An 18,079-nucleotide genomic window follows, 5' to 3' on the forward strand; every position below is an offset into this window, starting at 1 on the left:
GGGTTCAGTTGGTAAAAAAGCGGCGACGGGCCCACAGAGCCACATAAACCAGAGCCACAAGAACAGGCACTTCAATGAGCGGGCCCACAACACCTGCCAGGGCCTGACCGGAGGTGACCCCAAAGGTGCCAATTGCAACGGCAATGGCGAGCTCAAAGTTGTTCCCCGAAGCCGTGAAAGCCAAGGTGGTGGTTTTGGCATAGCCGAGTTTTAGACTCCGGCCAATGATCATGCCTGCGGTGAAGGTGACCACAAAGTAGACCAGCAACGGCAGCGCTATCCGCGCCACATTCAGGGGCTGGGAGGTAATTGTTTTCCCCTGTAAAGCAAACAGCAAAGTAATGGTGAAGAGCAGTCCGTAGAGCGCCCATGGGCCCAGCTTGGGGAGGAACGTTTCTTCATACCAGGACCGCCCCTTGGTCTTTTCGCCAATGGATCGGGTCAGGAACCCTGCCAGCAGCGGAATCCCTAAGAAGACCAGCACGGCGGCGGTGATGGCCCAGAATGAAAAGTCAGCGGACGCCGTCGGAAGTCCCAGCCACCCGGGCAGCACCTGGAGGTAAAACCAGCCCAAAGCACCAAACGCAAACAGCTGGAAGACGGAGTTTAGTAATACAAGAACCGCCGCGGCCTCCCTGTCTCCGCAGGCAAGATCGTTCCAGATCATGACCATGGCAATGCAGCGGGCCAAGCCCACAATAATCAGCCCTGTGCGGTATTCAGGCAGGTCCGGGACAAAGATCCAAGCCAAAAAGAACATGAAAGCTGGGGCCAGTACCCAGTTCAGCACCAAGGAGGTGATCAGTAGCTTACGATCCGCCAAGACTCGGCGCGTCTCGTTATAGCGCACCCTTGCCAGCACCGGGTACATCATGACCAGTAGGCCAATGGCGATCGGCAGCGAGATGGAGCCAATCTTCACGGCATCCAGCGCCATGTTCAGGCCTGGCACAAAACGTCCCAACAACAGACCTGCGGCCATGGCGGCAATAATCCACACAGGAAGGAACGTATCCAGGGTGGAGAGTTTGCCTGCTACAGCCTGCTCACCAGAGGTTGTGGTCTGCGTACTCACAGGGCTCCTCGCCATTAGAACTCTAGATTGATGATTGTCGATATGACCAGTTTTAACTCTATATTGATAAATGTCAATATAGAGTTGAAGTACGTCGAGGGCCGTGATCATCCAATAAAAATGAGCCCCTCCCACAGGGAGGGGCTCATGCCTAAAGATCAGTGCTAGTCGTTATTGTGCTCGTACACATCCGGAATACCATCATGGTTATCATCAACCGTCTCTTCTAGCTCCACCGCGTGGTATTGACGGTTTCTGGTTGTCAGTATGGCCGAGGCGAGAAGAGCAGCGATCACCGAGGCTAAGAGAATGCCGATCTTGGCGTGATCATCATGGGGGCTACCTTGCCCAAAGCTCAGTTCCGCCACCAAAAGTGAGACGGTGAAACCGATTCCTGCCAGCAGCGAGACCCCAAAGACGTCAATCCACTTCAGCGAACGGTCCAGAGATGCCCTGGTGAACTTCGTCAACACCCAGGTGGTGCCCATGATCCCGGCTGGCTTCCCAAGCACCAACGCAACCACAACCCCAATAGCAACAGGGTCCGTTGCGGCTGACACCAGACCGTCCCAGCCACCGATCGCTACCCCTGCTGAGAAAAAAGCAAAGACCGGAACGGCAATACCTGCTGAGATGGGACGGAAGCGGTGCTCAAAAATTTCCGACAATCCCGGGCCCGCCTCGGGACCGCCATTTGCCTGTGATCGAATCACGGGAATGGCGAAACCAAGGAGCACACCGGCCACAGTTGCATGAACGCCGGAGGCATGAACCAATGCCCAAGTGATAAGACCCAAGGGAAGCAGGATTGCCCAAGCGGTCCAGACTTTAGCCCCAAAGAAGCGACGGTATTTCTGCGCCAAAAGAGTGTAAAGGGCCAGTGGGATGAGAGCCAGTAGTAGCGGCCCAACTTGGATCTCATCTGTATAAAAAACGGCGATGATGCTGATGGCCAAGAGGTCATCCACAACAGCCAAGGTCAAGAGGAAGATCCGCAGAGCGCTCGGTAGATGAGATCCAATAATGGCCAGCACTGCCACAGCGAAGGCAATGTCAGTGGCTGTGGGGATGGCCCACCCCCGGAGCGTATCGGGGCTGCTGAGGTTGATGACGGCGTAAATTACCGCAGGTATCGCCACTCCGCCCACAGCTGCGGCCACAGGCACTATGGACTTACTGAACTTTCGCAGATCCCCCGCTATGAACTCACGCTTGAGTTCCAAACCAACCAGGAAGAAAAACACAGCCAGTAAGCCATCAGCTGCCCACGTCCCTAAGCTGAGCTCCAGATGCCATGGTGCGTAACCGATCTTGAAATCGCGCAAGGCGAAATAGCCGTCGGAAATGGGCGAATTGGCCCAAATGATTGCTATGACGGCGGCGGCAACCAGCAGAATGCCGCCAACGGTTTCTTTCCGCAGGATCTCGCCAATGCGCAGCGCTTCGGTGTAGCTGCCACGGCCTAAGACAATGCCACGAACAGTTTTAACGGGTTTTTGCTTCATAAGAGTCCTTTTGAGGTCGACAATATTACGCCGACCAGACTTCCCGGCTCACCTTGAACAAGACTACCGCGCACTGCGCCGCCACCGTTAACGCTAACAAACATCTAGGACAAAACAGCAGTTCTAGACGAAAGCGGCGATCCCAGTGATGGCAAACATTCCATCAGGGCATCGATCTCGAAGTCTTTTTCGTAGAAGTAGATCGTTTCAGTGTCGGGGAATATTTTGGGGATCGGTGGAAGTCCGTTGCGAGCAATACCCCTCAACTTCCAACTGTGTCAGGCGGAGAAATGTGCTCTCGGGCGCGTGGACGTTAGAGCGCTTAGAGAGCTTGGAAAAGCCGGGCACCACTGCACCTTTGGACTCAATGGAGGCGCCAGCTGGAGCCAAGGCTCCTGGCGGCGGCGGTGTCGTCGCTACTATGACCTCTGTCAGCTCTTTCACTCGCCAACTGCGCTTCACCCCGTGGGGGCGTTTTGACTATATGGTTGGCTCCATCTCCGTCTAGGTCATCGTTTCCCTGGTGGCCCCTCGATAACTTCACCCCAACTTCAAGGACTCTGTGCACTTGCTATTGACGGTGTTCCTCCCGTGGAGTTCCATCAACTTGGTTGACTTCTACTTTTCCTCGAAGGAGAAAGTAAACGTTCCAGCGCTGCTGATGTCCTTCGCCGGAATCATTGCTCAAGTACCCTCCTGGCCCTGGCCATGTACACCGGGGCTACCACTCCCCTGCTTGGCACAGCTGATATCTCCTGGATTGTGGGTCTAGTTGTCAGCATCCATCTACTACCCAGTGGCTCAGCCGTTCATTCATCCGCCCGCAGCGGCGACCTACCCGGCCTGCGGCGATTTCTCACCTGTTCCTACCGCTCAGCCTTGGATTGGGCGTGTCTTCGGAGCGGTGGCTGGCCTAGCGCTGAAGCGGTGGGGAAGTTCGGTGGCGCACCGGGCCATTTCTGGTGGCAATCTGGTGGCCAAGTCCGCCAAGTTGGCAGTGCGTTCTAGGATGATTCTTTCCATCAAGTTGCGCGCCGCAGCAGCAGCCGGACTGAGTCTCGGGCGATTGGCCACCGTCAAAGTCACGCTGGCCACGGCCGGTCCACTACGGCAAGGTGTGCTGTGAGCTTGGTCCGTTCAACCAGCTGAGCAAAGGCAAACCAACCTAGTCGCTGCAGCGGGTCTTGGCGGCTGTAGCCTGCACCTAATTCATGGGCAGTGAAACCCAGCGCCTACTTCCGCTCTGCAGGAAGGTGCACCTCGCATACATGGTCAACTAGCACCGGTAGCTCGTTCTTGGCAGCCGCGACCTGCTGTTCATTCTGCGAAACCATATTGTGATTTCCCTTACACTCTTCGCATGGAATAACTTGCCATCTTTGGAAGGACTCCGGGTCTTGGATCCCATCCGGACTAACCAGCTGTCCAACTACTCACTGCCCATCATGTGCTGGCGGCAACTTCCCTGGCTATCATTTTGGTTGGCTCAGCTAGCCGATTTCCGCTGGACGGAAGTGACCTATTGTATGGCAGCTTGAGTACGTCCACGGAAGTTATTGCGCACAGATTGACTCTTGCAGGACCCGAGTTTGGGAGGTCCGAATTTGTCCACACCATTCTTGGAGCCTTTATGACCCCGCCCCGCAGCACCCCTCCATCCCCCGACGAACCAGAAGTTCCTGAAGCCACGGCTGCTGAGGAGCGCCACCCGCGGACCGCCGAGAACGGGCCGCGACGCAAGCGGGTGATTGCCGCCACGGTATCTAGCGCGGTAGTGGTCGTGGCCGTCGTGGTTTCGTTCTTGTCGGCACACAGTTGCTGACCAACTTGACCGCTACTTCCCCACAGGAAGCAACGCAGGCGCCGGTCATTACCAGTACAAAAGCAACTACTGCTGCCCCGGCAACAGAAAGGACATTCCCTGGCTTCGACCGCCCGGACTACGTTCAGCCTGAGATTCCTACCACTGCCACCGAGCCCATACAGGACACCACCATCACCGTCGGTGCGGACGTCTCCGGGAAAATCATGCCTGAGGGCTTAGCGGGATTGTCCTTGGATACCGACCACCTTGTCGACATGCAGATGAACCCTGACCAGTCGAACCTTGTGGATATCCTGAAGATGTCAGGCAATCCAGTTATTCGTTTTGGCGCACAGGCCGTTGACCGCAAATTTTTCTGGACGTCCACGGATGAGCTCATCCCGAACTGGGAAGTCGTCCCCAGCTACCCCAAAGACATCCGCAAAGTGGTCAAAGTAACCCCCGAGGTTCTGACGAACCTGAAACATCTCCTCGACCGAGGTAACGCCCGAACTCTGCTGGCTGTGGACATGGGCCATTACGACCCAGAACGGGCTGCGGACTTCGCAAAGTATGCCCACCAAATCCTTGGCGACCGTCTGGTAGGTATCAGTCTGGGCAACGAACCCAACGGCTACAACCGGGTTGAGAACAAATACCTGGCTCTGCGACCTGCTGCCTTCACCTTAGAAGACTGGGCTGTAGAAGCCCGTGCATACTCTGCCGCAATAGCCGCAGCAGCCCCTGAGGTGAAAGTGGTTGGACCCGAAGTTTATAACGATGCCTGGTGGAAAGATTATATAGCGCTGAATCTACCGAACCAAGGTGCTTTGACTTATCACAACTACCCATTACACGAATGCAGTGACGCCGCAAATTCAGACCGAGCGCGGACCATTCCTATCCTCCTCTCGCGTCAGCTCAGTGACGACAGCGCCGCCTACGCGGCATCTGCAGTGAAGGCCGCGGCAGGTCACAATGTTCCGGTATGGAACTCGGAAGCGAACATTTCCGCGTGTCCCGGCTCCAACCAAACACTCAAGACTCACGCTTCCGCGTTGTGGACTGTCAACTATGCGATGCGCTCGGCGGCTGAAGGCGTGACCCAGCTAGATTTCCACGGAGGCCTCGAGGCGTGCAAAGGCGGCGCACCGGGCTCGCCGTTGTGTGACAGTGGTCCGTACCGCCAACCCAACGGCATAGTGACCATGCGTCCGCAATACTACGGAATTATGATGGTCAACAAACTAGGTTCCGGAGATTTCCTGAAATCCCAAGTAGACGGTAATAAGAACATCTACGCCTACCCGGTAAAGCACGCTGACGGCACCATGGGTGTCATGGTCATCAATCAGAATGACCCGCAGAAGCAGACGTCGGTTAACATAACCCTAAAACTGCCGCAGCAGGCCGCCACCGGTACCATGACCCAGTTGGCTGGTCCTGAACTCGCCGCTCAGGACCAGACACAGATTGACGGCCTTGAGTCTGCAGGCCAGACTGCAGAAGAACAGGGAAAATTCCCGGTTTCAAGCCCGGCCAGAAGTCCGTTTCTGTCCCACTAAACTCCGGAACCGCGACTATCTTGAACTTCACGTTTTAGGTAACAACTCCAAGATTGAACGGCAACGGCGGCCCTCCCAAAGGGTGCCGTCGTCGTGGCTCAAATCTATCTCCTTTCATCTGTTGACACAGAGCTGTCACCTGCTCCCGTTAGAATGGGCCGATGCCCGCACTCCACATGCCCCGTAAAAAAACCATCTTCATTGCTGGGGCAGTCCTCGCGGCACTCTTCCTCGCGTGGCTCCTTACGGCTTATCAGCTGTTTTACAACGTCCATACCACTCCGGCAAAAAAAGCTGATGCGGTGGTTATGTTGGGAGGGGCCAGCAAAGAACGTTTACTGGATGCGATGCTGCTACGCTCCGAACTTGGAGCCAAATATTTGGTCATCTCACAGACAGACACCCCCGGCAATGCAAGCGCGGATGAGTACTGTGACACTCACAGCAACGAAGCAATCTATTCCGACGTTGTGTGCTTTACCCCTTCCCCAATGGACACAAGAGGTGAGGCGACTGCACTGGGTAAATTGGCCACACAACACCACTGGAAAACAATGACCGTAGTGACCTCCAGATACCACATCGAACGGGCTGGGGTCCTAATGAGTCAATGCATCAATGCCGAGGTCACCATGGCATCCACCACCCCGCAATTCTCCACCTGGCAGTGGTTGCGCCGCTTTGTCATTGAGACGGGTGGTCTCCTCGAAGTCAATTTACAGCCGCAGTGCGGGGCCACATTGTCCGGGTTAGGATTGACCAGCTAGTCCTCCGACTACGTGGACTACCGAAAGGAAACATATGTCCGACTCTGTACCCCGGACGTCGCTAGAAGGGCGGCCAGTAGAGATCAACCCAGCCTCATCAGCTGGCCGGCACATGAATCAGCCGTTGAGATCTACTATTTCAGCCAGCTGGGAGACCAACCGAGAACCCACAATCAACTTAGTCGCTAAGTGGGAAGCTGAGTACGGATCGACTCAGCTAGCTTGTGCCTCCAATGAGCTAATGAATCACATTACACCGACAGCAATATCAGAGAGCTCACCGGCGGAAATATCCGCTGTTGCGGAAAAAATGAAGCTGCTCGATGAACGTCAACGCCAACATCGCCGCAAAAAACGCGTAGCACTTCTCGTCATAGTGACGGTACTCGTCTCTATTCCAGCGTTGTTGATTGCTTTACTTTTCTTCGTCTGACGTACACTCTGATGAGGTCTGCCCATCAAAGTGAGGAAATATCCGTGCTCCGTATCATGCCCATATTCGGCACCCGTCCCGAGGCTATCAAAATGGCTCCGATCGTATCGGCCTTTCATGCAGATGACCGCTTCGAATGCATTGTCACAGTCACTGGGCAACATCGCGAAATGCTTGACCAGGTCAATGAATTATTTGGGATTGTTCCCAACCATGATCTGAATATCCTCCAGCCTGGCCAGACCCTGTCGGATATCTTGACCCGCACCATCAATGGACTCGATAGACTTCTCGCCGCCGAAAAACCCGACGCAGTGGTGGTTCAGGGAGACACAACTACTTCTACGGCTGGCGCCATTGCAGCTTTCTACCGCGGCATTCCCGTGATACATGCGGAAGCGGGCCTGCGTAGCCACAACCTGCACTCTCCCTTTCCCGAGGAGGCAAATCGTAAAATTACGACTCAGGTGGCCAGTCTGCATTTAGCCCCAACCAGCACAAGCAAAGCTAACTTACAGGCCGAGGGAGTCAATGAAGCCGATATTGTTGTCACAGGCAATACTGTTATCGACGCACTCTTGGCTACTGTGGGCAAGGAGATCGCTTTCACCGATCCTGTCCTGGAAGAACTTGCTTCGAGCGGCAAGAGGATTCTGCTAGTCACAACTCACCGTCGCGAAAACCAAGGCGACGCGATGCGCGGTGTGGGAAGAGCGTTGGCTCGAATCGCCAAATCAGATCCTGAACTTGTCATCGTGCTCCCGGCTCATAAAAATCCAGTGGTCCGGGAGGCTGTCCTGCCTGCAATTGAAGGACTCACTAACGTGATCATCACCGAGCCACTAGCTTATGGTGAGTTTACCCGAATGCTTTCTTTAGCAACTGTTGTATTGACCGATTCAGGTGGCGTCCAGGAAGAAGCTCCTAGCTTAGGTAAACCCGTCCTGGTCATGCGAGATAACACCGAGCGCCCGGAAGCCGTTGTGGCTGGGACCGTCAAGCTTATCGGAACAGATGAAGAGCGCATCGTCGAAGAAACAACACGGCTATTCCAAGACGCTGAGTACTTTGAGTCAATGGCATCAGCAGTAAACCCCTACGGTGATGGTCTCGCTGCCTCACGAACAGTAGCAGCAGCCGCACAACTCCTAGGCGTCGGTCAGCGAACACAGGAATTTATCTCCTAAGACTTTATGATGTGATGTTAGTTCCGCATACCCAGATGGAACGCTCGAGTGCACGGAATGAGTAATCGAGCGTTCCATCTCATAACGATCAAACCACAATAATCCTCGAAGCATAAGTAGGCTCGCTGCGAGAGATTCAACGAGTAGTCGCTGATGGTAAAGATCACCCGTTACAGATGCCTGAAAGTATAAATGTATAAAATAGACGTCTCGCACGCATCCATTTCAACTTCGAGCATTGCAGTTCTCCGAATGAAATCACGGATTACAGGCGCGATCAAGAGCAAAAAATTGCCTTCGCAATCTTCGATAATCATTAGTGCTGATGAACTTCCAGATACAGAAAACAACACTGTAGCTTGGATTGAAGAGCATCTTGAGCATGACCTACGGAAAGAGATAAGCCCACGAATCCGGCTTTCAAGTCTCAGGCAGATAGTCAAAGTTGAAAATTGGCTAAGAACCCCGAACACGGATTGTAAAGAAGCTGAATCTCTCGCCATGGCCGAGATTCTACACTACTGGGATTTCATGGGAATCGTCTCGTTAGAGAATCGTGCGACTCGAATAGTGAATGATACGCTTCGACGTCTCCAAAGAGTCAAAAGTATTAAATCAAATTCAAGACTCATTTCGGTTTGCACCAAATATCGTGGATCGACTCCACTTCAAAATTCCCTACCCGGAAATATTATTAGTGGCTTGGAGTCTCTCATTGAACTCCATAATATATTGGTTGCAGATCCTCTTCGCGTTAAAAACATTATAGTTCATCCATCCAATCAACGATGCAGCATACTGCCCGATAGTACACGTAAAGCCTTAGAAAAATCGGCTACTTACTTGAGAGCTGAATCAGACAACACTACAATGGGCCGAATTATTCAAGGCTATATAAGCAGCCTAGTAAATAATCGGAAACAAGCCCACCAAACTATGTTAGCTGCGATATCTTCACAGCCATCACTTGTCATCTCATTCGGATTGGATTTGGGTGCAATTACTTATGGTTTCAGTTCGACGGACATATCATATGAGCCAGCGGCGATATCGTGGCACTCCGAAGAACCTATATCAAACACTGGAATAACCATTCTATATTCTGGAAATATTCCTTTTCTCCGTCGCTATCTTGGACGAATATTCTATTACCTCATAGCTCAGCCAACATTGTCGACACATATACACATAGTCGCAGACAACATGGACGCCACCGCATTTATTATTGAGGCTAATAGGCTGCTCAGTAACTTATTTGAGTTCTCGCACCGGGAATCAGTTCGGCCTTATATTTCTTGGTCGTCTCAAACTCCTCCTCGAGAAGTTGGAAATCTTATTACTTATTATGCATGTGCACGTTATTTAGTCGCTGACGAAGTTATGAAAAGATATAATACGTCCATATGGATTCAAGATGTAGATTTATTTCCTACTGCGCCAACTATTTCAGCTAATCACAGGCTTCAAGAATACGATGTTGCTCTTGTAGAGTCAGGTGGTCTCAATTTCTTAGCTCCCTGGCGCCGTTATCTTGCTGGTAATGTTTATATTAGTCAGAGTGATAACGGCCGAGATTTCTTGAAATATACCGTAGAATATATCATTTCTTTTCTTTCCGTGGAAGACAGTTGGATGCTTGACCAGAATGCCTTAGACTGGGCGATTGAAAAATCGTCTACAGATACCCTAATAGGAAATATGAAATTCCTAGACATTCATCTAACGCAAACTACGATGAATGCTACTATCGAGAGTTAGCAGCAACTTCGTGATTAGCTGTGCGAGTAAATGTGGCTCTTCGTAATTAGGCATGGTTGGTGGGTTTGATCCGGTACCGGCGGTGGTCTCCGGCACTGAGCAGATTGCGCAACCGGTAGTTCGAGAAGTTCCTAAACCCACGAGCAATCCTGCGGGTGGTTTCGATGACTCCGTTCACGGCCTCCGTGGGACCGTTCGAGGCCCCTTGGGTTTTGAAATATGTGAGTATTTCTTGCCGCCATGATTTCAAGGTCCGCCCGAGCCTAGCGATTTCCGGGATCGGGCACGACGGGAAAGACGTCAAGGCTTTGGCCACGAGCTCCCGTCCTTTTTCTGGCGGTGCGTGGTAGATGGCCCGGACTTGTTGGTAGCACTGCCAAGCGAGCGTGACTTCATGTTTTGGATCCCCGGCCTCGAGCTTCTCGTTCAACCGGTCAATCTGCTTCTCGCTCAAGTGCTCAGCCCCGATCTGTAGGGAACGGCGGATCTGAAACAGCGGATCGCCCTTGCGGCCGCGGTGCCCGAGGATGCCTTGCTGCACCCTGCGGCGAACGTCATCAACCATTGTGGAGGCAAGTTTCACCACATGGAAAGCATCAAGGACCTGGATCGCATCAGGCAGCTCGTCACGGATCGCGTTGGCATAGCCACGGAACGGATCCAAGATGGCAACCTTGATTCCTGCCCGGAATTCCGGGCTCTGGGCTTTGAGCCAGTCTGCGTATGTTTTCCCTGACCGGCCCTCGACCAGGTCAAGCAGCCGGGCATGCACGACACCGTGGGCGTCGCGGGTGTGGTCAATAATGCCAGTGACCATGCCCGAACCCGGAAAGCCGGTATGAACCCAGACATGCTCATCAACACCCAACGCATCCACCCCCGCCAACCGCTCACTCATGCTGGTGCGGCGTTCCGCTTCAGCCTTCACCGGCTTCCAGAGGGTGTGCCAGGAAACACCGAGCTGGTAGGCAAGGGCTGAGACCGAGGTGTCGAAGCGGGAGAGCGCATCAGTGGCACAAGTGATCGCGCGGGTGGTCAGTTTCGCCTTTACTGATGCCAATTCATGGGTCTCTGTGAAGGTCCCGGCAGGGCAGTGGGGGTCAGCGCAGCGCCATATTCGTTTGGCCCAATCTAGCCGGACCGGGCGGCCATGATCCGGAGTGTCATGCAGACGCACCACGCGCCGGCCGTAGCCAATAGCCACGACCCCACAGACCGGGCAGCCAGTGAGACTCTGGTCGGTTTCAACAGTGATGATTTGCTCGCGGGCGGTGTTTTCCACGGCAATGACGTGGATACCTGGAACATCTAGGAGAGCGTCGGCACGCGCACGCCAGCCCGGGCAACAAGTAGCATTATTCATGTCAGGGTTTCTTGTGAAAGTTTTTCTTAGTCGATAACCATTCAAAGAGACCCTGATGTCTCTCTCCTGCAGCCACGCCGCGCCAAGACGATTGAGGCAACGCCACATAACGCACATGGCCCGCGGAACTTCTCGAACTACCGGCTGCGCAATCTGATCAGTGCCGGAGGCCACCGTCCGTACCGAATCAAACCCACCAACCATGCCTAATTACGAAGAGCCGGTAAGGTAGCCTTAGTTAGCATGAAATCCGATTTAAAATAACGGAAGCGGAGAGACAAATTGATCGCCCATGACTTACCGGCCCCAGTTTGCCTAACCGTAGACGCAAAGACTGTTCTTATCGCCGCCCCCTCAGTCAACGACCATATTGGCCGCGTCATACGGACGACAAATCAATTTTACGAGGCGGAACTCTTGGCGGTCGTGGGCGCTCTCCTCAAGCCGGGCGATCTCGTCGTTGACGCAGGTGCGAATATTGGGAATCATTCCCTCTACTTTGCAGGAATTCGTGGCTGCAAAGTGGTCGCATTCGAACCGATTCCCCAGACTGCTAAAGTCCTCAAGCACAATATTGAAATCAATTTCTTAGACGAGCTAATCGAGCTGCGTAATCGTGCTTTGGGAGCCACCCGAGGCAACGCGGTTCTTGATGCCTACGACGAAAATAATGTCGGTGCCGCGAGACTGACTTCGCGACCAGGACTACATTTCGAAGCAAAATTCGTGGTTAGCACTCTCGATGAAGAATTCTTTAGTCAAACCATCCGACTCTTAAAAGTTGATGTCGAGGGCATGGACTTGGAGGTTCTCGAGGGTGCGCAGGCCATCATCAACCGCGACCGCCCTATAATTACCTGCGAGGCTGCAACCGAAACCAGTCGAGGTCGTCTCCTAGATTGGGCTGCAGCTACTGGCTACACCTGGGTTGGAACATACTGTGCTACAGCGACCTTGATCTTAGCACCAAATGAAGTCGACCGCCGAAACGATATTGAGTTGATCCGTAGCGCCCAGGCCCGATCTTCATCTCTAAGGACCACAGATCTTGAGGCGCGGCTCCTACGCTCAAATCGATATACAGAACGGCTTCATCGCGAAGCTCTCGCACTCAACGATGAACTGACTCTAAAACTGGAGAGTCTTCACCAGCAGGTTGAAGGACTCGAAGCCCGAATGAAGGATGGAATTAGGCGTGATTAGCGGCCAAGCACCAGAACGAGACTACTCGCGATGGACTAACCAAAAACACTTGGTGTGGAGTAGCGCCGAGAACTTCTTCCGAGACTCTAAATTCGCCGACGGAATCCATACGCTCAAATTTGGTGATGGAGCAGAACTCGACATAATGCTGAGGGGTCTAAATTCCCAGTCTCAACTGGCCGTACCCGTGTTCTTCTCTGGGGCAGTACAAGACAGAGCACGAAAATCCGGACCATTCTTCTCAGGGGAAACGATTGCGCACGAACTTTCCATCCCTTTCATTTCCATAGCTGATCCCGGCTTGGAAATCGATGGCTCCACCCATATCGCCTGGTATGCAGGAAGTCTTGAGTTCGATGTGGTAACTGCTATTTCTAGTTTGCTTGAATCGATCGCAACACGTCTTGATCGGGAGCTTCTCCTAATCGGCGGATGCGCCGGAGGATTCGCTGCAATTCTTTTCGGCACTATCCTCGGTGATCGTGCGTCAGTACTGGCTTGGAATCCCCAAACAGACATCTTACGGTATGCTCCCTCGTTCGTGCAGCAGTACCTTGTCTCCGCCTTCGCCGAAAATTTTAGCACCGATAATTTCGATGCTGACTGGCGTGAAAAGGCTAAAATCTACCTAGACGGAATCGGCGTTGAAACGAGCTTAATGAACGCTGCACGAAATCAGCTCCCTCGTCGTATGTTTATAATCCAGAATGCATCCGATTGGCATGTACGGGAACATACGGCACCACTAATTAATCATTTCGGCATGGATTACTGGTCGCGCGGGCTACACACGAAAAACTCCAGTCACGCTATCTGGATCACAGACTTTGGCGAAGGTCACGCACCGCTTCCGTCGGCCGCTGTGGCCTCGGCTATAAAAGAGTTTCTCACACCTGCTGCCACAATCGATTCCGTGCAGACCAGTCTCATCAGGACCGGATTCAATGCCGGGGTGCAACCAGGGACGGAACCCCGCAGTCTGACTCATATAGCGGACCGCCTCATACAAGAAATGAAGCTTGTATGGAAGCACGACCGAGAATCCCAAAGTGTCGAAATTGAATTCGGAAGAATTCCACCACATTTTGGCGGCCTACGTTTTGGCTTCTTTACGGAACTCGATAGTGGTCAGCTACACCAGCTTCGCTGGTTTTCTTCGGTCAGTTCGTTTAAATTTTCCGGGAAGCAATCCACTCTCGGTAAAACTATCACTGTAAAAGTGCAGGACGGCTTCGGCCAAGCCATTGGTGCATTAAATATGGAAGTTCCTCCCAAAAAAAATCGAATTTTTATCTATGGCAGTTGCGTTTCTCGGGATCCATTCTCTTTTGAACATGACTTTGAATTAGTTGACTACGTGGCACGGTCCTCGCTTGGAAGCGCTTTTGCTTCTCCGCCGGACAGATATAGTTTGAACTCACCACCTGATTTGACCAAGATTGATAGTGCTTTCCAAAGAAGGATGGTGAAAATAGACGTGGAAAAGCGCCTCCATTCATTACTCCTCGATTCAAATTTCGATGTCCTTTTATTAGATCTTATTGACGAGCGTCTTCAACTTTTTCCTTTTTGCGGAACCTATTTAACTTACTCCGTAGAATTGCAACGTTCGGGCGTGTCTTCTCTAAGAGCTGGACTGATTCCACCGGGATCCTCTGAGTTTTTTAAACTTTGGGAAACGGGCCTTGAGAAACTCATACACGCTTGCTCACCTACACGAATCATCGTTAACAAAACATATTGGGCTACTCATATGGTTGATGGAAGTCCTTTGCCACAGCAGGACAACATCGCGAGAAATAACGATATTCTGGACGCACTGTACGCCCGGCTTGCTTCTCTCGATGGAATTCGATTTATAGAATATCCAACCAAATCCCTGGTTGCAGATTCGGACCATAAGTGGGGGGTGGCTCCTTACCATTATGTTCCAGGAGCTGGCGAGCACCTCCTCGCCTCGCTTGAAATGATATTAAGACAACCATGAGACGCTATCCAGTGTTCGCGTAAACACAATAGTGTATTGACTGCTGACCAGACATATTCCCACTCCTAAAGGCTAGCCCAGATTTTGCATGATGATCTGGGTGTTGGGCCGGTAGCGGCTTGACTCGCTGTCGGTCTGGTTTCAGGGCTCTCCGTGGTTCGTGGTGAAATCTGGTTTCGTGTCCTTGAACAAAGGTGGCTCGTAGCCCTGTTGTGATGGATGTTCTGACGCATTCATCGATGACAGGACTACGAGCCTTGAACGCGCTTACTTTGCCGCACCCTGATGCTGCCACCACGATCTTCAACCTCAAGGATTACCGGGTTCTTGAGACTCAGATCCTTGATTATGGGCAACGCCGCGTTCATGTTGAAAGTACCGTCGAGTCAGGCTGCCCCGGGTGCGGGGTGATCGGTACTCGGTGCCATTCCAGACGCTGGCAGCGAGTCCGGGACATCCCCATCGCTGGCCCGGTCGAGGTACTCTGGCGCAAGCGCCGCTACTTTTGCGATGAGTCAGTGTGCGAGCGAAAGACCTTTTCTGAGGCCACTGCCCAGGTTCCAGCCAGGGCTCGCTCTACCCGCCGGCTCCATGGCGCACTCGTTGATGCGGTGGTCTCTTCCGGGCGGGCAGCGACAGAAACAGCCATCGCCCATGGCGTCTCATGGTGGCTTGTGCAAAAAGCCTTGACCATGGCGGCAACGAAACTACCCAACGTTGATCTCCTCCGACCACGAATGCTCGGGATCGATGAACACCGCTTCCGGTCCGTGCGCTTCTTCAAAAACACCGAGACCAATACGTGGCAGCGGATCGAACCGTGGATGACAACGATCGTTGACCTAGATACCGGGCAGATCCTGGGTGTTGTTGACGGCAGGGACCACACCGGAGTCGGAGCATGGCTGATCAAGCGCCCCCTGGAGTGGCGGCTCGGCGTTCAAGTTGTAGCTATCGATCCCTCAGCAGCATTCCGCAAAGCCTTGCGGATGTGGCTGCCCCGCACCGCCGTCTCCGTTGATCACTTCCACCTCATCCAACTAACAAATCAGGCACTGACAGAGGTACGCCAACACCTTTCTCACAGGCGCGGGGGCGTCGTGGCCGGGCCGTGGATCCGGCCTGGGCACACCGGATGTTGCTCCTGCGGGGCGCTGATTCACTGTCGGAAGCAGCCAAGGCAAGGCTGGAGAAAGTCTTCGCAACGGATGACCCCACCGGGAAACTCAAGGCAGCCTGGGACGTGAAAGAACAAGTACGAACACTGCTGCGCACCGGCTCGTTGGAAGACGCCGAACTAGCCAAGGAAGACCTCGAGCGGCTGGTGAAGGAATCCGACCAACCTGAGACGACCAGGCTGTGGCGGACGCTTTGCCGGTGGTGGACAGAGATTGAAGTCCTCATCGTCACCGGCGCCACCACAGGGAAAGTAGAAGCAAACAACACCAGCATCAAACACATCAAAAGGACAGGCCGCGGCTTCGTCAATAGCACCAACTACACAACACGCATTATGCTCAGAAGCGCCGCCAGAACAGCGGTGAACTTTCCATTGCAATAAGGGAATTCACCACGAAACGCGGAGAGCCGGTTTCAGGGCTCTTCGTGGTTCGTGGGGATTTGGATTCCCGGGGTAAGTATTATGCCGTCGTCCGTGCGGCACTTCTCAAGAGAATAACTGACGTGTAGTTGTTTGGGTTGCGGTAGCCGCGGGCGGTGCGTTTGATGTGTTTGATGGCTGTGTTGTTTGCTTCGACTTATCCGGTGGTGGCGCCAGTGACGATGAGGACCTCGGTTTCGTTCCACCACCGGCAAATGGTTCGCCAGAGCCTGGTCGTCTCCGGTTGCTTCGATGCTTGAACGAGCGTCTCGAGATGCTTCTTTGCTAGCTCGGCGTCCTCCAGTGAACCGGTGCGCAGTAAGACCCTGAGTTGTTCTTTCACTTCCCACGCGGCTTTGAGTTTCCCGGTCGGATCGTCCTTGGCGAAGAGGTTCTCCAACCTGGCACGGGCATTCTCTGAGAGGGTGTCGCCGGCGCGTAGGAGCAGCATGCGGTGCGCCCAGGCCGGATCAACTGCCCGTCCTCGCCGGCCATGAACCTGATGGGAGAGCTGCTGTCGGACCTCGGTCATGGCTTGGTTCGCTAGGGAGACAAGGTGGAAGTGATCCACCGCTAACGCGGTTCGGGGCAGCCACATCCGCAGCGCTTTTCTAAAGGCTACTGACGGGTCAATGGCTACAACGTGCACTCCCAGACGCCATTCCAAGGGACGTTGAATCAACCACGCACCAACGCCCACATGATCACGGCCATCGACAACGCCAAGGACTTGCCCGGTATCGAGGTCAACGAGCGGTGTGATCGATGCGATCGAAACACGCCTTGATGTCTGCCTCGAGCACCGTCTCATACCCATGAGATGTGTAATGGTGAATGTCTGCGATAGCATCCTGTGCCCGCCGATTCGGTCTGAACCCATACGAAGACGGTTGGAAATCCGCTTCGAATATCGGTTCCAGCACCAGCTTCAACGACGCCTGCACCACCCTGTCAGCCAATGTCGGAATGCCCAGTTGCCTGATCTTCCCACTAACCTTAGGGATCTCCACCCGCCGCACTGGTTGCGGCCGAAACGAATCCGTCCTCAACAGGCCGCGGATGTGATCAATGAATTCCTCTGCCCCCACCCAGAAACTGATGGTTTCTTTCGTTACCTGATCAATCCCGGGCGTCTGTGCACCACGATTACTGGCCACGCGTTCCCACGCAACCAGAAGAAAATCGGGGTCACAGACAAGGTTGAACAGATCATTGAACTTCTTACCGGGATCACTCCCGGCCCACCGATGTAGCTTTACCTGCATCCGTTGTACTTTCACCCGCGCCACATCACTGCGAGCACGAGGGTCCTCACCGACATTCACCAGTGAACCTCCAACCCTTTACACGATTCCACTCCCTGACACACTGCCGCCCTTGGCCATGTGACCGGCTTTCCCGGCCTCGGACTACTACGGCGGCTCCGCCCCAGAAACGCCCTTCAACAGGCAAAGTGTCTATCCGCCCCACCAAAACACAGCGGCACGGAACGAGACGCTTCCGGTTCCCACGTTCACTTGCATTCGATCAGCGAGTTAGGCACCCGGCTATACCCCTGCGGCATCATCACGGCTACGCCGTAGACCTTCACCATGATTTCCTGGCCCCAACGAGACAAACCGGACCAAAAGTTCCCCGCCACCCCACTACCTGCGGAAGAGAACGGGTACGCACCGCACCCCTGCCCAAATTTCCTTGATTTAGAGCAGGCACTGATTGAAGAGGTTTAACAACACCGGTTCCTTACGTATACCTTCCCGCCTCGCTCACCAGACCCAGCCCGTCATGGAATCCCGGACCGTTCCGACTTTGTCACGGCTGCTCCCACCTCA

At 53.6% G+C, this 18,079-nt stretch carries 15 protein-coding genes and 1 pseudogene; 11 read left to right on the plus strand and 5 right to left on the minus strand.

What is annotated here, in order from left to right:
• Nucleotides 1-4: 4 nt before the first annotated feature.
• Together arsB and nhaA are read right to left on the minus strand one after the other, a co-directional pair.
• Nucleotides 5-1,090 carry an ACR3 family arsenite efflux transporter gene (gene arsB / locus AAFM46_RS10390; protein WP_343317646.1) on the minus strand — a complete coding sequence of 362 codons (1,086 nt, stop codon included), beginning with the start codon at nucleotides 1,088-1,090 and terminating at the stop codon, nucleotides 5-7.
• A gap of 149 nt (nucleotides 1,091-1,239) precedes the next feature.
• Nucleotides 1,240-2,580, minus strand: coding sequence for a Na+/H+ antiporter NhaA (gene nhaA, locus AAFM46_RS10395; protein WP_343317647.1), 1,341 nt, complete (start codon nucleotides 2,578-2,580; stop codon nucleotides 1,240-1,242).
• A 772-nt stretch (nucleotides 2,581-3,352) separates the two neighbouring features.
• On the opposite strand from nhaA, the gene AAFM46_RS10400 reads away from it, so the two are divergent.
• From AAFM46_RS10400 to AAFM46_RS10430, 7 genes are all read left to right on the plus strand, one after another.
• Nucleotides 3,353-3,706 carry a hypothetical protein gene (locus tag AAFM46_RS10400; RefSeq protein ID WP_343317648.1) on the plus strand — a complete coding sequence of 118 codons (354 nt, stop codon included), beginning with the start codon at nucleotides 3,353-3,355 and terminating at the stop codon, nucleotides 3,704-3,706.
• Nucleotides 3,707-4,210: 504 nt separating this feature from the next.
• Nucleotides 4,211-4,402: a hypothetical protein gene (locus AAFM46_RS10405; RefSeq protein ID WP_343317649.1), complete on the plus strand. Its 192-nt coding sequence runs from the start codon at nucleotides 4,211-4,213 to the stop codon at nucleotides 4,400-4,402.
• A gap of 5 nt (nucleotides 4,403-4,407) precedes the next feature.
• The gene (locus AAFM46_RS10410) at nucleotides 4,408-5,949 is read left to right on the plus strand and encodes a hypothetical protein (RefSeq protein WP_343317650.1); all 1,542 of its coding nucleotides are present in this window, start codon (nucleotides 4,408-4,410) and stop codon (nucleotides 5,947-5,949) included.
• A 161-nt stretch (nucleotides 5,950-6,110) separates the two neighbouring features.
• A complete protein-coding gene (locus AAFM46_RS10415) occupies nucleotides 6,111-6,716 on the plus strand; it encodes a YdcF family protein (RefSeq protein ID WP_343317651.1) in 606 nt (201 codons plus the stop codon).
• A gap of 241 nt (nucleotides 6,717-6,957) precedes the next feature.
• Nucleotides 6,958-7,149 (plus strand): hypothetical protein, encoded by a 192-nt coding sequence (locus AAFM46_RS10420; protein WP_343317652.1) that lies wholly within the window; start codon nucleotides 6,958-6,960, stop codon nucleotides 7,147-7,149.
• Nucleotides 7,150-7,193: 44 nt separating this feature from the next.
• Entirely contained in the window at nucleotides 7,194-8,336 is a 1,143-nt protein-coding gene (wecB, locus tag AAFM46_RS10425; protein WP_343317653.1) for a UDP-N-acetylglucosamine 2-epimerase (non-hydrolyzing), read from the plus strand.
• A gap of 252 nt (nucleotides 8,337-8,588) precedes the next feature.
• Entirely contained in the window at nucleotides 8,589-10,094 is a 1,506-nt protein-coding gene (locus tag AAFM46_RS10430; protein WP_343317654.1) for a hypothetical protein, read from the plus strand.
• A 46-nt stretch (nucleotides 10,095-10,140) separates the two neighbouring features.
• Here AAFM46_RS10430 and AAFM46_RS10435 read toward each other — a convergent pair whose 3' ends face one another.
• Nucleotides 10,141-11,457, minus strand: coding sequence for an ISL3 family transposase (locus AAFM46_RS10435; protein ID WP_343317655.1), 1,317 nt, complete (start codon nucleotides 11,455-11,457; stop codon nucleotides 10,141-10,143).
• A 426-nt stretch (nucleotides 11,458-11,883) separates the two neighbouring features.
• Here AAFM46_RS10435 and AAFM46_RS10440 point away from each other — a divergent pair, with 426 nt between their 5' ends.
• The 4 genes from AAFM46_RS10440 (at nucleotide 11,884) to AAFM46_RS10455 (ending at nucleotide 16,208) form a co-directional block, all read left to right on the plus strand.
• Complete coding sequence (locus AAFM46_RS10440; RefSeq protein ID WP_343317656.1) at nucleotides 11,884-12,660, plus strand: FkbM family methyltransferase; 777 nt, start codon at nucleotides 11,884-11,886, stop codon at nucleotides 12,658-12,660.
• Nucleotides 12,653-14,647 carry a DUF6270 domain-containing protein gene (locus AAFM46_RS10445; RefSeq protein ID WP_343317657.1) on the plus strand — a complete coding sequence of 665 codons (1,995 nt, stop codon included), beginning with the start codon at nucleotides 12,653-12,655 and terminating at the stop codon, nucleotides 14,645-14,647. The genes AAFM46_RS10440 and AAFM46_RS10445 overlap by 8 nt, the downstream gene beginning before the upstream one ends.
• 239 nt (nucleotides 14,648-14,886) lie before the next feature.
• The gene (locus AAFM46_RS10450; protein ID WP_343317658.1) at nucleotides 14,887-15,894 is read left to right on the plus strand and encodes a transposase; all 1,008 of its coding nucleotides are present in this window, start codon (nucleotides 14,887-14,889) and stop codon (nucleotides 15,892-15,894) included.
• The gene (locus AAFM46_RS10455) at nucleotides 15,783-16,208 is read left to right on the plus strand and encodes a transposase (RefSeq protein ID WP_343317659.1); all 426 of its coding nucleotides are present in this window, start codon (nucleotides 15,783-15,785) and stop codon (nucleotides 16,206-16,208) included. The genes AAFM46_RS10450 and AAFM46_RS10455 overlap by 112 nt, the downstream gene beginning before the upstream one ends.
• A gap of 79 nt (nucleotides 16,209-16,287) precedes the next feature.
• Here AAFM46_RS10455 and AAFM46_RS10460 read toward each other — a convergent pair.
• Nucleotides 16,288-17,097, minus strand: a pseudogene (locus AAFM46_RS10460) (transposase).
• Nucleotides 16,994-17,572 (minus strand): reverse transcriptase domain-containing protein, encoded by a 579-nt coding sequence (locus AAFM46_RS10465; protein ID WP_343317660.1) that lies wholly within the window; start codon nucleotides 17,570-17,572, stop codon nucleotides 16,994-16,996. Before AAFM46_RS10465 ends, AAFM46_RS10460 begins: the two are co-directional and overlap by 104 nt.
• Nucleotides 17,573-18,079: the final 507 nt, after the last annotated feature.

The sequence above is a fragment of the Arthrobacter sp. TMP15 genome, assembly GCF_039529835.1.
Lineage (GTDB): Bacteria > Actinomycetota > Actinomycetes > Actinomycetales > Micrococcaceae > Specibacter.

Excerpts from the sequence above, each read along its gene's own strand:
- arsB (WP_343317646.1), bottom strand. The coding sequence starts at position 1,090 with ATGGCGAGGAGCCCTGTGAGTACGCAGACCACAACCTCTGGTGAGCAG.
- nhaA (WP_343317647.1), bottom strand. The coding sequence starts at position 2,580 with ATGAAGCAAAAACCCGTTAAAACTGTTCGTGGCATTGTCTTAGGCCGT.
- AAFM46_RS10405 (WP_343317649.1), top strand. The coding sequence starts at position 4,211 with ATGACCCCGCCCCGCAGCACCCCTCCATCCCCCGACGAACCAGAAGTT.
- AAFM46_RS10415 (WP_343317651.1), top strand. The coding sequence starts at position 6,111 with ATGCCCGCACTCCACATGCCCCGTAAAAAAACCATCTTCATTGCTGGG.
- AAFM46_RS10420 (WP_343317652.1), top strand. The coding sequence starts at position 6,958 with ATGAATCACATTACACCGACAGCAATATCAGAGAGCTCACCGGCGGAA.
- AAFM46_RS10430 (WP_343317654.1), top strand. The coding sequence starts at position 8,589 with ATGAAATCACGGATTACAGGCGCGATCAAGAGCAAAAAATTGCCTTCG.
- AAFM46_RS10435 (WP_343317655.1), bottom strand. The coding sequence starts at position 11,457 with ATGAATAATGCTACTTGTTGCCCGGGCTGGCGTGCGCGTGCCGACGCT.
- AAFM46_RS10450 (WP_343317658.1), top strand. The coding sequence starts at position 14,887 with ATGACAGGACTACGAGCCTTGAACGCGCTTACTTTGCCGCACCCTGAT.
- AAFM46_RS10455 (WP_343317659.1), top strand. The coding sequence starts at position 15,783 with ATGTTGCTCCTGCGGGGCGCTGATTCACTGTCGGAAGCAGCCAAGGCA.